Here is a 16,775-nt window from a genome sequence, read left to right as displayed (position 1 = left end):
TAGTCGAATGTATCTACCCCAGCACTTTGCCGTGACCGACCCAGTGGTGCTGTTCGACCTAATGCGGCAGTTTGGCTTTGCTACCCTGGTCTCGGTGCATGAAGGCAGGCCCTTTGCCACCCACATACCCTTTACGGTCTACCCCGAGCGCAACCTGCTGGCCAGCCATATAGCCCGTGCCAACCCTCAGTGGACCAGCTTCAATCAGAACCAAGAGGTGCTGGTGATCTTCCAGGGTGACCACACCTATATATCGCCAGGCTGGTACGAAAAACATCCCAGCGTACCGACCTGGAACTACATGACCGTCCACGCCTACGGCAAGGTGCAGATTGTTGAGGAGTCCGCTGCAGTGAAAGCCCTTTTGCGCGACCTGGTTGTGCAGTACGAGCAGCAGTGGAAGATGGAGGAACTTCCCGAGGACTACCTACACGGCATGATGAAAGGGATTGTGGCCTTCCAGATCGAGATTACCCGGCTTTTGGGCAAGTTCAAGCTATCGCAAAACCGCAGCCGGGCAGACCGGGAGCGGGTTATTGCAGCCCTGGAGCAAAGCCCCAACCCCAGCGACCGGGCTGTTGCCCGAAAGATGAAAAAGCATTCAGAACAAGTATGAACCCCCACCTCACCCAACCCATCACCCTCGAGGGTCACCTCGTCCGGCTCGAGCCCCTCACCATGGCACACCTGCCCGCCCTGCTGGAGATGACCCAGCTCGAGGAATACCCCTACACCACCGTGCCCAGGTCGGAAGTGGACATGCGGCGCTATATTCAAGCCGCCCTGGACGAGCAGGCCCAGGGACAGGCCCTGCCCTTTGCAACGGTGGACAAGCGGGCCGGTCGCGTGGTGGGTAGCACCCGCTTTATGGCCTTCGAGTACTGGCCCTGGCCCGAAAACAGCCCCCACCACCGCCCCCAGCAGCCCGATGCGGTGGAGATCGGCCACACCTGGCTGGCCCCACCGGCCCAGCGCACCGGCCTCAACACCGAGGCCAAGCTCCTGATGCTCACCCACGCCTTCGAGGGGCTGGGGGTGCGTCGGGTGACGCTCAAGACCGACGCACGCAACCTGCGCTCACGCCGGGCCATCGAGCGGCTGGGAGCGCATCTCGACGGGATTCTCCGGGCTCACCGACCCGCAGCCGACGGCGGCATTCGCGATAGCGCGATGTACAGCATTCTGGCCGAGGAGTGGCCGGTGGTTAAGACCCGGCTTTTGGGCTTACTGGCCCAGACACGCCAAGCTGGAAAGCTGCCCGATCTGCTTTAACCCGCCTCCACATACGAGGCGATGTACTCGAGCTCCTTCAGATGCCGCAGGTCGTGGCCGGCCAGCATCTTTACGATGAACGAGATGGTCTCGGGGCCGCGTTGGGGGTGGTAAGCCACCCTGTTCCAGTCCTGCGGCTCCAGGTTGCGCAGGAGCTCGAGGTTCCACCGTCGCAGACCACAAAAAGCCTCCAGGGCCAGCCTGGCCGAGTAGCTCTCGTAGTTGCGGTAGCGGATGCCCCAGCGGTCGTGGTCGAAAGCCTGGGCCTCTTCGGTGCCGGCCAGGGCCTGGCGCAGGCGGAAGCCATAGCCAATCTCGAGGTCGGCCAGGTGGCAGTAGATTTCCCCCGCCGTCCAGTGGGTCAGTTCGCAACCCCGGCGCATATCCAGCCGGGGGAATAGCTCGGTCAGGAGATCGGGCGTCTCTGCCAGCACCTCCAGGGGGTCACGGTCGCCCAGGGCCTCGAGGTTCTTCTGGACGTACTCGAATTTTTCCATGTACCTATGGTAGAGCCATTGCCCAGGTACAGAATTCCCCATCGGCAACCGATGCCGTACTGATCATGAACAAAACTGCTCAAACTGCCTGTGGTTCGAATTGCCCCTAGAATGAATACCATGCTCCAGCTACGCCTGCTGGGCCCACCGTATGCCCAGCTCGAGGGTCAACGATGGGAGCTGGCTTCGGGCAAGCCAGTGTATTTGCTGCTGTATCTGGCCTACCAGGGTGACTGGGTCAGCCGGGCACACCTGGCCGCTTTGTTCTACCCCGACCAAGACGAACCCACCGCCCGCCACCGCCTGCGCTTGCTGCTCTCGCGCCTTCGGGAACTCCCCTGGGCCGGGGGGCTCGAGGCCGAACCCCAGCGCTTACGCTTTCGGGTAGCCACCGATGTGCAGGCTTTTCGCGCAGCCATCCAGCAGCAGGACTGGCCCAAAGCCATACAACTCCACCTGCAGCCCCTGCTAAACCAGTTTCCTATCCGTGAGGCCGACGCCTTTGAGGCCTGGCTCGAGGCGGAAAGGGAGGAGCTGCGCTCGCTCTGGCGGGAGGCCGTTCTGGAAACAACCCTTGCGCTGGGGCAAAATGGCCGCCACAAGGAAGCGGCTGGCCTGCTACGCCAGGTTTGGGAACAAGACATCTTCGACGAACAGATTCTGCAAGCCTATATGCGCAGCCTGCACGCACAGGGCAGTCGAGATGGCGTGCTGGCCGTGTTTGAACTGTTCAAAGGCCAGCTACAAAGCGAGCTGGGGCTGGCCCCCCTCCCCGAGACCGAACAACTGGCCGAGGCCATTCGGCAAGGACGGCCCCCGGCCCCCCCTCCAGCCCCGGCCAGGCTTCCCCTCCCAGACAGCCCCCTGATCGGTCGCCAAAGGGAGCTGGCGGAGCTGAGCTCGGGAGCCGCCCGGCTGCGGGTGCTTACGGGCATGGGCGGCGTGGGCAAAACCCGGCTGGCCCTGGAACTGGCCCAACAACAGACCGCACAACTGGCCCACGGAGCCTTTTTCGTCTCGTTGACAGGGGTGGAGAACCCTGAGCAACTCCCTTCCGCCATCGCCGAGGCCCTGGGGTTTACTTTCTTTGGCCCCAGGGAACCCAAAACCCAACTGCTGGATTACCTGAAGAACAAAGAACTGCTGCTGGTGCTGGACAACTTCGACCACCTGCTGCAAGAAGCCGGGCTGCTGGCAGAGATGCTCGAGCAGGCCCCCAAACTGCACCTGCTGGTCACATCGCGGCAACATCTGGATCTGCCCGAGGCCTGGAACTACCCCCTGACGGGCCTGCCCCGGCCCGACCCCAACAACCTGGAATCGTCCGAAGCCATCCAGCTGTTTGTGCAAGCCGCCCGGCGCAGCCGCCCCAACTTCCAGCCGACCCCAACCGACCTGCAAGCCATCGCCGAGCTCTGCCAGACCGTAGAGGGCTTACCCCTGGCCCTGGAGCTGGCCTCGGCCTGGGTGCGCGAGCTTTCCTGTAGAGAGATTCTGGAGGAGATACGCGACCACCAGGCGCTACTGGACCCAAAAACCAGCGGGATGGAGGCGGTGTTCGAGTATTCCTGGCACCTCCTCTCACCCGAGCAACAGCACCTGATGCTGGGACTGTCGCTGTTCCGGGGTGGGTTTAACCGAGCGGCCGCACAGAAGACCCAGGGGGCCTCGCATTACCTGCTGTTGAGCCTGGTAGGCCGCTCGTTGCTGCAAAAAGAACCCACCGGGCGTTACCAAATGCACCCGCTGTTGCAGCAATACACCTGGCATAAACTGGCCCGGCAACCCCAGCTCCAGAGCCAGCTACAGCGCCAACACGCCCTGTATTTTGCCGCTCTCCTCGAGGCCGGGGGTGAACAACTGCGCCAGGGACGTTGGGATCGGGTGGTGGATGAGGTGGCGGTGGAGGCCGAAAACATTCGTGCAGCCTGGGCTTGGTTGCTGGAGGGGCACCACTGGCCCCAGCTCGAGGCGGGTCTGGGGGCTTGGGGCCATTCTCTGAGCGCAAGGGGCCTGTACCGCGAGGGGGAGACAACCTTTGCCCGGCTGGCCGAAACGGCCCAGCGCGAAGGAAAGCCGCTCCTGTGGGCGCGGGCAACCCAGCGACGGGGCTGGTTTGGCTTGCAACTAGGCCAGACCGAGAGGGCCAAAGCACTGCTCGAGCAAAGCCTACCCCCCGTGGAACAGCAGCACCACACCGATGGCCTGCTGTTCGGCTACAACGGGCTGGGGGTGGCCTGGGAGCGACTGGGCGACTACCCCCAGGCCGAACACTGGTTCCAGAAGGCCCGCGCCCTCGCCGAACAAACCCAGAACACCGCCAGCCTGGCCAACATCCTCAACGGTCTGGGCAATACCTGCCGCTGGACTGGTAGGTTTGCCGAGGCCGCCGCGTATTTCCGACAAGGGCTGCGCCTGGCCGAGGCGGTGGGCAACCGGCAAACCACGGCTTTCCTGCTGGCCAACCTGGGCGGCGCACTATGGGAGCTGGGCGAACATCCAGCAGGTTGGCAGACCACCCAGCAAGCAGCGCAACTGGCCGAGGAACTCCAGCACTGGCCTTTGTTCTCGGGCTGTTTATCCAACCTGGCCGAGATGAGCTTCGTACAAAAGGACTATGCCCGGTCCAGCGAGCTGCGCCAGCGCAGCCTGGCTTTGCGGAGAGAGTTGGGCAACCGCCGGGGCGAGGCCTTCGATACGGTGATGCTGGGCTACAATGCCCTGCGATTGGGTCAGCCACTGGAGGCCCGGCAGCACTTCCTCGAGGGACTCCAGATCGCCCAGGAGGTGGCGGCCAAACCGATTCAACTGGATGTGCTGATTGGTCTGGCCGAACTCGAGCTGCAACAAGGCCAGTTCCAGCAAGCCCTGCCCATGTTGCACCTGGCCATGCAACACCCCGCTACCTCGGCCGAGGCCAAGGGACGCGCCCGCCAACTCCTGGCCTCCCTGCCACCTGAAGCACAGGGTGTGGGCGGCATTAGCACCCCAGATTTGGAGCATTGGGTAGCCCAAATCCTACAGCAGCCTCCGGCATGAGACAGCCATAAGGCGGCCTGCCCACAGACTCGGATTGTGGGCCGCCTGACCGCGTCCAAAACCCGCCCCCAGACCCTGGCCAGCTACATCCTTAGGCTCGAGGGCCGGGCGGGGGTTTTGCGCTACGTGCTGCACGACCTGGCCAGCGGGGAGCGGCTGGTCTTCGACTCACCGGAAGCCCTCAAGGTCTTTCTGGAACGGAGCGCTGCCATAAGACGCCAATGAGACGGCCCACGGAGAAACTCGAGCGCAGGAGGGAAGCATGAAACGAAGGTGGGTTGGGATTCTAGCAGCACTGGTGTGGGTTCTGGCAGCCTGCGGGGGCACCCCCCAAGGGCAAAACGGCGTATGGGATCAGTCCAACTGGGATTCTGCCAACTGGCAGTAGGGAGGTTTGTATGAAAGGTCGGAACATCTTTTATTTCGTTTTAGGTGCAGTCTTGGTGGCCACCGGCTTGTACGGCCTATCGGTGGGCAACCTGACCAACTTCACCGCCGGAACCCCCATCCGGGCCAACGAGGTGAACACCAACTTTAGCGTTCTGCGGGCAGCCATCGAAGCCCTGGAGGCCCCGGTGGACACCGCTCGGCTGGCCGACCGGGCCGTAACCCCCGCCAAGATGGCCGACCAGGGTTGCCCCAGCGGACAAGCCTTGGGCGGCTACAACAACGGGAACCCGAGCTGTGTAGCCGTGCAGGGCGGGGCCGGGCTGACCGAGGTAGCGCGGGACAATACCCTGAGCGGCAACGGCACAGCAGCCAGCCCGCTGGGACTGGCCAACAACAGCGTCATCACCGCCAAGCTGGTCAACGGCGCGGTCACCACCGCCAAGCTGGCCGAAGAAGCCATCACTTCAAGCAAAATGGCCAAACTACCCCTGATCCTGAATTCCACCGGCGCACCGCAGCTCGAGCTGTTCGAGACCAGCGCGGGGCAGTTCAGCCAGCTCCGCCTGAGCACACAGGGCAATCCCAACTTCTGGGACATTGCGGCCCGCGACGTGCTCAACATCTACCGTGAGGGAACCGGCAACGTGGTCAGCCTTCAGACCAACGGTGACATGAACCTGAGCGGTGACTTGTCCCAGCCCCGCGACAAAGACGGAACGACCAAAGCCTCGGCACTCATCAACTGTGGGGCCACACCCAGCGTGGCCCGCTCGTTCAACCAGGTGGGCGGAACCATCACGGTGGAGGGCGGAACGGCAGGGAGATGCACGGTGGACTTTGGCTTCAATGTGAGTGACCGTTTCTGGCAGGTCAGCTCGTACAAGGTGAGCGGAACGACGGGGATTGACCCTCAGATTATCAACTGCGAGTTTAGCGCGGGGGTGGGCAACAACAAACTGACCTGCTTTGTGTACAGAATCTCTACCGGCAATTTGCAGGGCGGTTCGTTCATGGTCACGGTGTTTTAGGGGGTTGGGGTGAAGGGATTGTTCGGTGTGGTAATCCTTGGGCTGGCCTTGGGGCTGGCCCAGGGGGTACAGCTTCAGTCGGGCCGCCAGTACGGCGCGGGCACGCGGGTCAGCTCGCCCTGGACGGGGGTTTCCTTTGTGGTACCCCAGGGCTACCGGGGCAGCTACGACCCCGACGCCGAAGGCTTTGTGATGAGCAGCGCGAAAAAGGACTACCTGGCGGTCTATGCCTTGTCGGCAGCGGCCCCAGAGGAATTCGCCGAGTACCTGCTGGAGGCATTGGGAAAGCAGGGGATGCAGCTTCAGCTCAAGGGCGAGCCCAAGCAAACCCCGTCCGCCCTCAGCGCCCAGGCCGTGGCGCGCACCGCGCAGGGGCAACTGAGCTTCTACTTCACGGCCAAGCAGGGCCAGGCCGGCAACCTCCTGGCGGTGGTGGGGCTGGCCGCTCCCAGGGACGAAGCGGCCCTCAAAAAAGTGGCGGATGGGCTGCTGGCTTCTGCACAGTTTGGCATTCCCCAGGCCGAAGCCTGGAAGCGTGAGCTGGGCGGGGCGTTGCTCACCCTCAAGAGCCGCAACAGTGCCTGGAGCCGCGACCCCAACCCCAGCCGTAGCGCTACCTTTAGCAGCAACACCAAGGAGAGCTACGTTTTCTGCTCCAACGGGCAGTACGCCTTTAGCACCAAGACCGAGCGCTTTTTGAGCAACTCAGCGGGCTACCTCGAGTCCACCGACTCCGATGGGCACTCGGGGGAGTGGAACCTGATTGCCAACATCATCGGCACGCCAATTTTGTATCTGGAGGCCAGCAACGGCAAAAGCTACGAGTACGTCCTGCGTGTGCCCGGGCAGGGAAGCCTGGCGCTGGATGACCGGGTTTACACGGTGGGGCCCAGCGATCAGTGCAACTGATACGCATTTGGGTAGTATCGTTCACTTTGACAAGCCTAAACGATACTACCGAAATGCTTTTCTACTCCCTTCGGTCGGCTTGAATCCTTCACCTTTGACTACGCATGGCGGTGAAGGATTCAAGCGGAAACGGTATGACGCTGGGATTCAAGCCCCGGCAAAGGACAGCTCCGCCACCTCGACCATGGGCGAACCCACGATGCCCATCATGGGGTTCCACTCGAGCTCGCTGCCCAAAGCGGTGATGCGGGTGAGCAGCTCCAGGAAGTTCCCCGCCACCGTGAAGTTCTCCACCGGGTAGGCCACCTCGCCCCCCTCCACCTTAAGGCCCAGGGCCTGCAGGCTGAACTCCCCCGAGATGGGGTTGGCCCCGGCGTGCAGGCCCATCAGGTCGGTGATCACGATGCCGCTGTCCATCTGCACGCCCGCGCCGGGCTCTACGAACAGGTTGGTGGGCGCAATGCCCAGCACCCCCTTGTAGTTGCGGGCGGCGTGGCCGGTGTTCTCCACCCCCATCTTGCGGGCGGTCTCGGAGTTGTGGGCAAAGGTGCGCAGGATGCCCTTCTCGATGAACACCGTGCGCCGGGCCGCGGTGCCTTCGGCGTCGAAGGGGCGCGAGGCCAGCCCGTCCGGTAGGGTGGGGTCGTCTACCAGGGTGAAAATTTCCGAGGCGATTTTCTGCCCCACCCGGCCCGCCAGCAGGCTCTTGCCCTCGAGCACGTTCTTGGCCGAGAGCAAAAACCAGCCCATCATGCCCAGCAGTTGGGCAAAGGCCTTGGGTTCGAAGTAGGCTTTGTAGCGCCCGGTCTGGAGGGGGCGGGCCCCCAGCAAGCGCCCGGTGCGGTGCAGGTACTGCTGGGCGGTGCGGCCCGGCTCGAGGGCGTGAAACTCCTTGGAAAGGTCGAACTCGTAGCCCTGCTTGAGGCTACTCCCCTCGCCCATCACGGCGCTGGTCAGGAGCAGGGCGTAGCCGTTGCGAAAAGCCCCCGAGACCCCCTGGGTGGAGCCCAGAGTGGCCTGGGTTTCGTTCTCGGAGTAGCGGGTCATCTGCACCTGCCGCACCCGGGGGTCGGCCCGCAGGCTGGCCTCGAGGCTCAAAGCCGCCTGGCGCTTTTGCTCCAGGGGGGCCGAAAGCCCCTCGCCCAGCAGGTCGTGCTGGCCCAAGGCACCCCCCGCCGGCAGGAACCCCCCGGTCTCGGACTGCAATAGGGCGTTCTCGTGGGCCTCCTGGAGCACCCAGTCGAGCGCCGCCGGGGTGCGCTCCTCGGTGTAGGCATAGCCGGTTTTGCCCTCCACCACCACCCGCACCCCCACCCCGCCCTGGGTGGCCTGGGTGATTTCTTCCACCTTGCCGCCGTGGGCCTGGATGGTGAGTTCGCGGGTGTGGGTCGCCAGCACCTCGGCCTCGAGGCCCAAGGCGCGGGCTTTTTGCAGCAGATAATCCCTGGCTTCTTCAAAGGTCATGGTTCTTCCCCCATTCGAGAGCCGGCTCAAGCCTGGCCCCCCACCACAATCTCGGAGATCAGAAGGTGCGGCTGGCCCACCTCCACCGGCAGGCTGCCCGAGAGTGAGCCGCACATACCGGGGCCCATCTCGAGGTCGTCCGAGACCGCCACAATTTTCTGGATGCTCTCGGGGCCCTTGCCCACCAGCATGGCCCCCCGCACCGGCTCCTCGATGCGCCCGTGGCGGATGATGTAGCCCTCCTTGACCGCAAAGTTGTACTCACCGGAGCCGGGCCGCACCTGCCCCCCGCCCATATCGGCGGCGTAGAGGCCGTACTCGATGCCCTCGAAGAGTTTTTCCTTGGGGGTGGTGCCGGGGGCGATAAAGGTATTGCGCATCCGGCTGGTGGGGGCAAAGGTGTAGTCCTGGCGCCGCCCCGAGCCGGTGGGCCGGTAGCCGGTGAGCAGGCTGCCCAGCCGATCCACCATGTAGCTTTTGAGCACCCCGTTCTCGATCAGCACGGTGCGCTCGGTGGACATCCCCTCGTCGTCGAACTCCTGCGAGCCCCAGCCGTGGGGGGTGGTGCCGTCGTCGATGTAGGTCACGCAGTCCGAGGCCACTTTTTCGCCCAGCTTGTCGGAGAGCACGCTGGCTTTTTTCGCGACGGAAGTGGTTTCCAGAAGGTGCCCCAAGGCCTCGTGGAAGATCACGCCGCCAAAGCCGTTGCCAATTACCACGGGCATGGTGCCGGCGGGGGCCGGTTTGGCCCGCAGGTTGGTGAGGGCCTGCAGGCCGGCCTTGCGTCCGACCTCGGCGGGGGGGGTAGCGGTCGAAGAGCTCGAGGCCCACACTGAGCCCCGGCCCCATCACCCCGGTCTGCATCCCGCTCTCGTCCTGGGCGATGGCGGTCACGTAGAGGCGGGTGCGCACCCGGCGATCCTCGGCCCAGGTGCCCTCGCTGGTGGCCACGAGCACCTCCTGCTCCCACTCCATCAGGTTGGTCTGCACCTGCTTGATCTGGGGGCCGACCTGGGCTCCGGCCTCGGCCTCGCGGAGGCGCTCGAGGCGGTAGCGCTTGTCTTTGGCGGTAAAGGGAACCTGGGGGGCGTGCAGCCCCTGGGCCACTACCTTGCGAAAATCGAGGCCGCCCCGGCCCAGCGCGTCCACCTGGCCCGCCTGGCCCTTGAGCTGCACCAGGGTCTCGGCGACCTCGAGCAGGCCCTGGGGGCTCAGGTCGTTGGTGTAGGCATACACCACCTCGGTGCCGTAAAAAAGCCGCAGCCCGGCCCCGTACTCGAGGCCGCTGGTGGCCTCCTTCACCTCGCCCGAAAGCACCCGCAAGGCCCGCCGCCGCCAGCGCTCCACATACAGCTCTGCGAAATCGGCCCCACCCTGCCGGGCACGGCGGAGCACATCTCCCACCAATGCTTCGTCTAACACACAACCTCCTTGTAGCCTCTACAGCCTAGCAGGCCTGGCCCCACCCCAAAACCCACCCTGGTTGCATTTTGTACCCACAGGGCATCCGCCGGTTGGTGAAGACGCCAGCGCCTAAAACTCATCCTGAACTTTTGTGCCGCAATAAACTGAGGCTGTTTTGAAGATGTCTCGCCTGCATTTGCGTTTACTGATGGTTGCCCTCTTGAGCACCGGCGCTCTGGCCCAGAGCCTGCCGCCCCCCCGCATCGGCGACCAGCCGGGGTTTACGCGGGTGGTGCTGGACTTACCCAAAGAGGCGACCTACCAGATCGAGCCGCTGGGCGCTGCACTGCGGGTGACCCTGCCAGGCCAGACCGTTGCGCCCGGCCTGCACTTTGTGAGCCTGCCGGAGCTGGCCGGGTATGTGCTCGAGCAGCACGAAGACAAAGCGGTAATGATCCTGCTCACCCCCCAGGGGGTCACGCCCCGCTCCGGTTACAAAACCATGACCCTGGCCGCCTTGCAAGGCGACGGGCAGCGGTTGGTGATCGACCTCTCGGGGGCTTTTGTGGATATTAGCCCGCTGCCGGCCTTCCCGGAGTTTCGCTTTATCAAGTCGGGCGGGCGGCGCTTTTCGGTGGTGGTGGATGCCGGGCACGGCGGCCCCGACCCCGGCGCTTTGGGGCCGGTGGCAGAAAAAGCGGTGAACCTCGAGGTGGCCCTGCGGGTGCGCCGCTTTTTGCAAAACGCGGGCGTGGAGGTCGTCATGACTCGCGAAAGCGATACGGCCTTTTCGCGCGACAAGCGCACCGACCTGGCCCAGCGCGTGGCCCTGGCCGAGGGCAAAGATTTGTTCGTCTCCATCCACGCCAACGCCACCGTACCGGCCCGCGCCGACGGCTGGTGCGGCCTCGAGGTCTACTACTACAGCCCCGACACCACCCGCCCCTTTTTCCCATCCCCGGCGCCGCTCCTGCCCGCCCCACCCCCCCTTGCGCTCAACCCGCTGGATGCGCTCGAGGCCGTCCAGCCTACCCCAGCGCAAAGCCCGCTCGACCCAGGCACCCAGCCCAGCCCGGAGGACGTCAACCCCATCCCGCCGCAGGGCCTGCCCACCCCCACCCCCCAGATGAACTCGCTGCGCCGCATGGAGCTTTCACGTACCCTGGCTACCCGGGTGCTCTCGTATACGCTGGGGGCCACCGCTGCCGTCAACCGCGGGGTGCGCAGCGCCGACTTCTTCGTGATTCGGTATTCCAGCGTCCCGGCCATCCTGGTGGAGATGGGATACCTGAGCCACCCCATCGAGGGCCAGAACCTGCGCGAGGCCCACTACCTCGACCGCATCGGCTACGGCATCGCCAGGGGGGTGCTGGAGTATCTGGAAAACGACCAGCCGCTCGAGTAGCCGCCTTCGATGCTCTGCGCTGCAACGAACGACACATGGGATGGGTATGGAAGCGGCTGCCCAGATAACCGCTATGAGTACGTGATAGGTTTAGGTGGGCAGTCTGGAAAAAGAGGATCTATCCCGACCGGAAGAACATTACTGTAGCGACCCATCCCGTACACCAAAGTGCCTATCTCGGCACGCCCCGCACAGCGCCCGACCGCAACCGTTGCAAGAACTTAGCCTCGGACAACCGTCCAGCTAGATAGTCGCTCACATCGGGGGCCGCCTTGCCGGTCTGAATCATCTGGCTTAGCACCCAGAACTGTTCCAACCGAATCTTGCCCTCGCGCCGCAATGAGCCGATTTTTTGCAGACGCCTATCAATGGAGGTCTGCGCCGGAACCCTCGGAATGGCTCCAGCCCGAACCAGATTCACAAGCTGTCCACCGGTCAGGGCTCCCGCCAGATACAGTTTCAGGTCATCGGGCTGCCTTTTGACCTCGAGCCAAGCGGCCAGCGCATCAAACTGCTCGCCATTGATATGGCCCGAGAGCTTCAGGCTGGCCAGACGGCTTAAGGCCACCGCAACAGGGTTGAGGGCCAGGATGTAGTCGTCGGGGCCATAGAGCTTGGGGGTCTGGGGAGTGCCTCTGCGCGAGCTGAACGCTTCAACGCGAACTGCAGCATAACGGTAAGCCTCCCCAATGGTTACATAGCCATCCCCGTTCTCATCGGCTTTTCCCGAGATGGCTTCCAGCAAGTAGGCCGTAAAAATTCCACCCCCCAGCTCGGCATCCTCCCAACTCGGCTCCGAATCGGCAGAGGAAGCTAGCAGCACATCGGCCCCGCTCAGATCGGGCTTTTGCGGCTTGGGAAAGTCCTTGCGGCCCGGCATGGTGAAGCTGCGCGAGCCCGCTTGAGACTGCCCACTAAAACAGGCATCCAGTATCAGAATCAGGCGGCCCCTGCCCTGGCTGGCCTTGCGTACTTGTTCTCGCAACCCATCCAGGGGCAGCCAGGTTTCCTCGTCGTTGATTTTGGCGTCGCCGGGCATCAGGGTAGCCTGCCCCAGGTGGTTCAGCATCCCGTGACCGGAGTAGTAGAAAATCAGGGTATCGCTCACCCGCATGCGCCGGGCCAGATCGCGCAACTCGGCCTCGATGGCGGTCTTGCTGGCCTCGGTATCCAGCAGCACCCGCACCTTGCTTACCTGACCCTTGTTTGGGTCGCGCAGAGCCTGGGCCATTTTGCGGGCATCGCTCTCGGCGTAGCTGAGGGCGGGCAGGGAGGGAGTTTCGGGGTAGGGGCGGTAGTTGTTGATACCAACGACCACGGCGTAGGTTTCGGGTTTGGGCATGGGCTGGCCCAACCCAAACCAGCACCCCAAGCCCAGCCCGACGAGCCAGGTCATTGGCCGGCTCCAGCAACGTCCCATACACTAACCCTGGCCCCCACCCTCCATTCCCTAAAGTTAGACGGAGATGAAAGCAGACTAAGCAATGCGGGAGACAGCGTTAACCCATTGAAAAGGGTGGATTTGTAGTATATCACGGAACAAACCCTTTTTTACTCGCTTTTTTGCCGTCTAGAGGGGCACAACTCGTAGTGCAACCGGTGCAAGTTTCTACCAGATGTTGTGTATTTTATGGTTTGGCTCGAGGTTCCTGAATCCAAATGGCGATGGCGAGGTACGCGGTGAATGAACCGCCCCGTCCGCGAACCCTTTCACCCCACGCGCGTAAAGCCTTATGGCGCACTGGGCTGGTGGTGCTGGTGATGGTGGCCTCGTCCTACATTTTGAGCAACAACCTGCTGGGGCCATTTGGCGCTTTTATCAAGGGTCCGCAAGGGGTCTCGCTGGATCGCCTGACCAAAGTGGTGCATCGCTGGGGTTCGCCGGTGCCTGTGCGCGATTTTCCACTGGTGGTGTTGGTGGAACTCGAGCAGAGTAGCATCCAAGAACTCAGCCCCAACAGCAATGTCTTTCACCGGGGTCAGCTTGCCCGCATCACCCAGAAAATTCTCAGTTACCAGCCCAAAGGTCTGTTCCTCGACTTCGATCTGCGCTACCCCAGCAACGAGGGCGGGGCCCTATCGGCAGGGGATGGGCAGTTGCTGGAGGTGCTGCGCCGCACCCAGGTTCCCATCCTGCTACCGGATGAACAGATTTTGGGCCGGCCCCTCAGCAGCCTCAACCCCAAGTTGTTTGCTGTGCAAGCCCAGGTGCTCTACGACGGCGACGGGCTAACCCGCAAGATTCCCCGGCCCCTTCCTGGGCAGCCTGTAGCAGCCTCGCTGGGGCTGTACTGCTTAGGACTGGGCATAGACTTGCAGGATGATCTTCGCTGTCCGCAATCGGTTGCGCTTGGCAATCCCCAGTCCGATGGCAAGCGTATCGTCTACCGCGAGATACGGCGCTATGGAGCCCACACCGAAGGTCGGCAGCTCTGGCCCAATCTGGTGGTGATGGGAGGGCTTCAATTCTTGGAAGGTGGCCTGGTGAAATCGGAAAAAACCCAGGGGGCTTTGTTCCTGGTGGGGCGCACCTACCCCAAGGCCGACGACGCACATTTCACGGCGATTGGGGCTGTACAGGGTATTGATATTCACCTAAACGCCCTCCTAACCCTGGCGACCTACCGCAGTTATTCCGAAACCCTGGGCTGGGGGCCGGTGTTGTTGGTGGTGCCGCTGGTGGTTTTTCTGGCCCTCTGGCTGACCTACTCCATCACCGATGGCTGGCTGAGGGCCAGCCGCTTCCAGGGTTTCGTCCAAGCCCTGATCGAGACTGCGGTGGCGGCCTGGTTTTTGTTTTTCGCTGGGGTGCTCATTTTGCAGTACACCGGGCATTTTCTGGATTACCTGTATCCCATTGTGGCCTTTCAGATGGGAGCCCTGCTTCTCAAGCTGTTTGCTGGAGGGAAGAAAAATGAGAACAAAACCAGTGATTCAGGCCAGGAAGTGGCGGATAAACTCAAGGAAATCGTGGAGGGAACCGGGGGGGATCGGTAGCGCGTGGATGGCCGCTCTGAGTGGGATCAACCCTGCTGGCCGATTGGTCAAACTGCTGGCCTGGAGGCGCGGTGCCCTGATGCAGGGTGAGCCGAGGAAAGCAGCCTCCACGCCCTGGAAGCACTTGTTTGTGGGGATCATCCTGGTCTTTTGTTCGCTGGCCCTGGCCGAACCGGCCCGCCTCGAGCTCAGTGGAAAAGCCCGCCTCCTTCGCCCCGACCAGACCATGCAAACCTACACCCGCAGCGGTGGCCCTGCTTTGCTGCTCAACCTCGAGGCCGGAGACCGTCTGTGCGTTACCGAAGGCCAAGGACGTCTCCTGTACGGGGTGCGGGCCTTTGCCCTCGAGGCCAGAGGCACTGCCTGCTTCGAGGTGGCCCGGCCCAGGTCGTTCTGGCAAAACCTGGTAGCCAGCTGCCAGGACATCGGGGTATGCAAAAAACAAGCCGAGGTCGCCTTCATCAAGGAGGCCAAAAGCCGCAACCCGGCGGGCAACGCCCCGGTCCTCTACCTGCCTACCGACTACAGCCTGGGCACCCTGACCCTCACGGTCGCCGGTGGACAGACCCTGCGCTTGTTGAATGGGGCCAGCGAGTTACAAAAAGTAGAGGCCCAAGGAGACGGGGTTTTTGCCATTGCAACCGAAGCGCTGCGGCAGACTGGGCGCCTCGAGGTGCTAAGCCGCTCTGGGCTGGTGGTATACGCAGCCCCGGTACAGTGGGTGAGCTTCGCTAGCGAGGTCGCGGCCAATACCCCATTCGAGGCCGCCCTGGCCCTGTGGCTCACCAGCGAGATCGGCTATGCCCCTGCCGCTTATAGCTACCTGCTGGCGGCTGGAGCCAGCGAGCTGGCCCCCATCCTGGAGGCACAAATTCGCCGGGAGTTTCGCGGTAGCGCGCGCTAGCGGTTCTTGTGGTATGGGAGGGAACTGCCTGCAGCGGTTCCAAGTTAGGCTCCATACCAGGCAACCCAAGGCATTTTCCGGTATGCAGTGGGCGGCTGTGTCCGTTGAAGCCGATTCTTGCGGGATACTGGTTGTTTTCGACGGTTAGAGAATCTGAACTCGAATCACATAGTTATAGAAGCATCGGTGGGTTTTGGTCGTGTAAGGAATTATGTGTAGGGGTTTGTGTAAAAAGAGGGGGTACCGCAATCAACAAGGAGGTACCCCATGGATCAGGATACCCTACAGATGATTTTGCGCGAAGCGGTAAGGGAAACAGCCACCGAGGTCTTGCAGATTCTGCTGGACGCCGACCGGGAGGCCTTCTTGCGGGAACACGGAGGACGCAAAAACGGCTACTACCCCAGGCGGCTTTCGACCCGCTTTGGTTCAGTGAACCTCCAGATGCCCAGGGATCGCGAGGGGTGCTACTATCCCAGCTTCCTGGAACCTTATGCCCGGCGCCTGGTGGACGTGGGGGAGGTGGCCGTGGCCCTGTATGCCGCCGGGGTGACGCAGCGCAAAGCGGCGGAGGTGCTGAGCCTGTTGCTGGGGCACCGCTATACCCACGAGACCCTTAGCAGCCTGACCGACCAGGTCTTGCGGGCGGCGGAGCAGTACCGCCAGCGGCCTTTGCCGGAGGAACTGGCCGTGGTCTACCTGGACGGTCTGTTTCTGAGGGTCATGCGGGACGACCTGGGGGTTCAGCAAGAGGCGGTGTATGTGGCGCTGGGCATCACCCCCAGCGGGGAGCGGCAGGTGCTGGGCTTCTGGCTCCTGCCCGCAGAGAGCGCTCTGGCCTGGGAGGAGGTGTTGAAGGGCTTGTGGCAAAGGGGCCTACGGCGGGTCTTGCTCTTCGTGACCGATGGCCTTCCCGGCATGGAGGCGGCCATCCAAAGGGTCTACCCCGGCGCCGAATGGCAGCGCTGCGTGGTGCACATGGTGCGCTCCAGCCTGGCACAGGTGCGTGCACGGGATCGGGGGGCGGTGGCCGAGCATCTACGCGGGGTGTACCGGGCGGAAAGCCGACAGGAAGCCCTGGAAGGCCTGGAGCGGCTGCGGCGAACCTGGGGGTCGAGGTACCCGCGGCTGGTGAGCGGTTGGTGGGAGGACTCCGCGGCGCTGCTGCGGTTCTATGGCTATCCCAAGGTGCTGTGGCCCTACCTTCGGAGCACCAATCCGATGGAACGGTTTATCCGGGAGATAAGACGCAGTACCAAGGTACGGGATCACAAGTTTCCTACAACGGAGGCGGTGTTCAAAGTGCTGTATCTGGAGAGCGAAAGGCAGGAGGGCAAATGGACAGAGCGTACACTCAGAGGCTTTGCCGAGGCAAAGGAGATGCTAGAACAGATGCTGAAGGAGCGGTACTTCCCCTCTACACAGACTGCTACACATAAATCTTGACACGACCTGGGTTTTTGTTA

14 protein-coding genes and 1 pseudogene are annotated in these 16,775 nt (G+C 63.0%); 11 read left to right on the top strand and 4 right to left on the bottom strand.

What is annotated here, in order from left to right:
- Positions 1-7 precede the first annotated feature (7 nt).
- Positions 8-616, top strand: a complete 609-nt coding sequence (locus Q0X18_RS09720) for an FMN-binding negative transcriptional regulator (protein WP_297561610.1) — start codon at positions 8-10, stop codon at positions 614-616.
- Entirely contained in the window at positions 613-1,272 is a 660-nt protein-coding gene (locus Q0X18_RS09715; protein ID WP_297561608.1) for a GNAT family N-acetyltransferase, read from the top strand. Before Q0X18_RS09720 ends, Q0X18_RS09715 begins: the two co-directional genes overlap by 4 nt.
- Here the strand turns inward: Q0X18_RS09715 and Q0X18_RS09710 are convergent.
- Entirely contained in the window at positions 1,269-1,769 is a 501-nt protein-coding gene (locus tag Q0X18_RS09710; RefSeq protein ID WP_297561607.1) for a DinB family protein, read from the bottom strand. The two genes, Q0X18_RS09715 and Q0X18_RS09710, sit on opposite strands and share 4 nt — an antisense overlap.
- 120 nt (positions 1,770-1,889) lie before the next feature.
- On the opposite strand from Q0X18_RS09710, the gene Q0X18_RS09705 reads away from it, so the two are divergent.
- Genes Q0X18_RS09705 through Q0X18_RS09685 form a run of 5 tightly spaced genes read left to right on the top strand, consistent with a single transcriptional unit; the run spans position 1,890 to position 7,135 of the window.
- The gene (locus Q0X18_RS09705; RefSeq protein ID WP_297561606.1) at positions 1,890-4,808 is read left to right on the top strand and encodes a tetratricopeptide repeat protein; all 2,919 of its coding nucleotides are present in this window, start codon (positions 1,890-1,892) and stop codon (positions 4,806-4,808) included.
- Between the two features lie 36 nt (positions 4,809-4,844).
- Positions 4,845-5,033, top strand: a complete 189-nt coding sequence (locus Q0X18_RS09700) for a hypothetical protein (protein ID WP_297561604.1) — start codon at positions 4,845-4,847, stop codon at positions 5,031-5,033.
- Between the two features lie 37 nt (positions 5,034-5,070).
- Positions 5,071-5,196, top strand: a complete 126-nt coding sequence (locus Q0X18_RS09695) for a hypothetical protein (RefSeq protein WP_297561602.1) — start codon at positions 5,071-5,073, stop codon at positions 5,194-5,196.
- A 10-nt stretch (positions 5,197-5,206) separates the two neighbouring features.
- Entirely contained in the window at positions 5,207-6,226 is a 1,020-nt protein-coding gene (locus Q0X18_RS09690; protein ID WP_297561600.1) for a hypothetical protein, read from the top strand.
- Between the two features lie 9 nt (positions 6,227-6,235).
- Positions 6,236-7,135 carry a hypothetical protein gene (locus tag Q0X18_RS09685; protein ID WP_297561598.1) on the top strand — a complete coding sequence of 300 codons (900 nt, stop codon included), beginning with the start codon at positions 6,236-6,238 and terminating at the stop codon, positions 7,133-7,135.
- 147 nt (positions 7,136-7,282) lie between these two features.
- Here Q0X18_RS09685 and Q0X18_RS09680 read toward each other — a convergent pair whose 3' ends face one another.
- Both Q0X18_RS09680 and Q0X18_RS09675 read right to left on the bottom strand, forming a co-directional pair.
- On the bottom strand, positions 7,283-8,599 hold the full coding sequence (locus tag Q0X18_RS09680; RefSeq protein ID WP_297561596.1) for a TldD/PmbA family protein: 1,317 nt from the start codon (positions 8,597-8,599) through the stop codon (positions 7,283-7,285).
- 26 nt (positions 8,600-8,625) lie between these two features.
- Positions 8,626-10,021: pseudogene (locus tag Q0X18_RS09675) on the bottom strand (TldD/PmbA family protein).
- Between the two features lie 163 nt (positions 10,022-10,184).
- On the opposite strand from Q0X18_RS09675, the gene Q0X18_RS09670 reads away from it, so the two are divergent.
- The gene (locus tag Q0X18_RS09670) at positions 10,185-11,408 is read left to right on the top strand and encodes an N-acetylmuramoyl-L-alanine amidase (protein ID WP_297563065.1); all 1,224 of its coding nucleotides are present in this window, start codon (positions 10,185-10,187) and stop codon (positions 11,406-11,408) included.
- Between the two features lie 172 nt (positions 11,409-11,580).
- Here Q0X18_RS09670 and Q0X18_RS09665 read toward each other — a convergent pair whose 3' ends face one another.
- Positions 11,581-12,804, bottom strand: a complete 1,224-nt coding sequence (locus Q0X18_RS09665) for a caspase family protein (protein ID WP_297561594.1) — start codon at positions 12,802-12,804, stop codon at positions 11,581-11,583.
- A gap of 284 nt (positions 12,805-13,088) precedes the next feature.
- On the opposite strand from Q0X18_RS09665, the gene Q0X18_RS09660 reads away from it, so the two are divergent.
- The 3 genes from Q0X18_RS09660 (at position 13,089) to Q0X18_RS09650 (ending at position 16,755) form a co-directional block, all read left to right on the top strand.
- The gene (locus tag Q0X18_RS09660) at positions 13,089-14,405 is read left to right on the top strand and encodes a CHASE2 domain-containing protein (RefSeq protein ID WP_297561593.1); all 1,317 of its coding nucleotides are present in this window, start codon (positions 13,089-13,091) and stop codon (positions 14,403-14,405) included.
- A gap of 7 nt (positions 14,406-14,412) precedes the next feature.
- Entirely contained in the window at positions 14,413-15,309 is an 897-nt protein-coding gene (locus Q0X18_RS09655; protein ID WP_297561591.1) for a hypothetical protein, read from the top strand.
- Between the two features lie 267 nt (positions 15,310-15,576).
- Entirely contained in the window at positions 15,577-16,755 is a 1,179-nt protein-coding gene (locus tag Q0X18_RS09650) for an IS256 family transposase (protein WP_297559156.1), read from the top strand.
- Positions 16,756-16,775 lie beyond the last annotated feature (20 nt).

The organism is Meiothermus sp. (genome assembly GCF_026004075.1).
In the GTDB taxonomy this organism is placed as follows: domain Bacteria; phylum Deinococcota; class Deinococci; order Deinococcales; family Thermaceae; genus Meiothermus.
This window is presented reverse-complemented; position numbering and strand designations above follow the sequence as displayed.

Bases quoted from the DNA above. Each gene is read 5' to 3' on its own strand.
- Q0X18_RS09720 (WP_297561610.1), top strand. From the start codon at position 8: ATGTATCTACCCCAGCACTTTGCCGTGACCGACCCAGTGGTGCTGTTC.
- Q0X18_RS09715 (WP_297561608.1), top strand. From the start codon at position 613: ATGAACCCCCACCTCACCCAACCCATCACCCTCGAGGGTCACCTCGTC.
- Q0X18_RS09710 (WP_297561607.1), bottom strand. From the start codon at position 1,769: ATGGAAAAATTCGAGTACGTCCAGAAGAACCTCGAGGCCCTGGGCGAC.
- Q0X18_RS09705 (WP_297561606.1), top strand. From the start codon at position 1,890: ATGCTCCAGCTACGCCTGCTGGGCCCACCGTATGCCCAGCTCGAGGGT.
- Q0X18_RS09695 (WP_297561602.1), top strand. From the start codon at position 5,071: ATGAAACGAAGGTGGGTTGGGATTCTAGCAGCACTGGTGTGGGTTCTG.
- Q0X18_RS09690 (WP_297561600.1), top strand. From the start codon at position 5,207: ATGAAAGGTCGGAACATCTTTTATTTCGTTTTAGGTGCAGTCTTGGTG.
- Q0X18_RS09680 (WP_297561596.1), bottom strand. From the start codon at position 8,599: ATGACCTTTGAAGAAGCCAGGGATTATCTGCTGCAAAAAGCCCGCGCC.
- Q0X18_RS09670 (WP_297563065.1), top strand. From the start codon at position 10,185: ATGTCTCGCCTGCATTTGCGTTTACTGATGGTTGCCCTCTTGAGCACC.
- Q0X18_RS09665 (WP_297561594.1), bottom strand. From the start codon at position 12,804: ATGACCTGGCTCGTCGGGCTGGGCTTGGGGTGCTGGTTTGGGTTGGGC.
- Q0X18_RS09655 (WP_297561591.1), top strand. From the start codon at position 14,413: ATGGCCGCTCTGAGTGGGATCAACCCTGCTGGCCGATTGGTCAAACTG.
- Q0X18_RS09650 (WP_297559156.1), top strand. From the start codon at position 15,577: ATGGATCAGGATACCCTACAGATGATTTTGCGCGAAGCGGTAAGGGAA.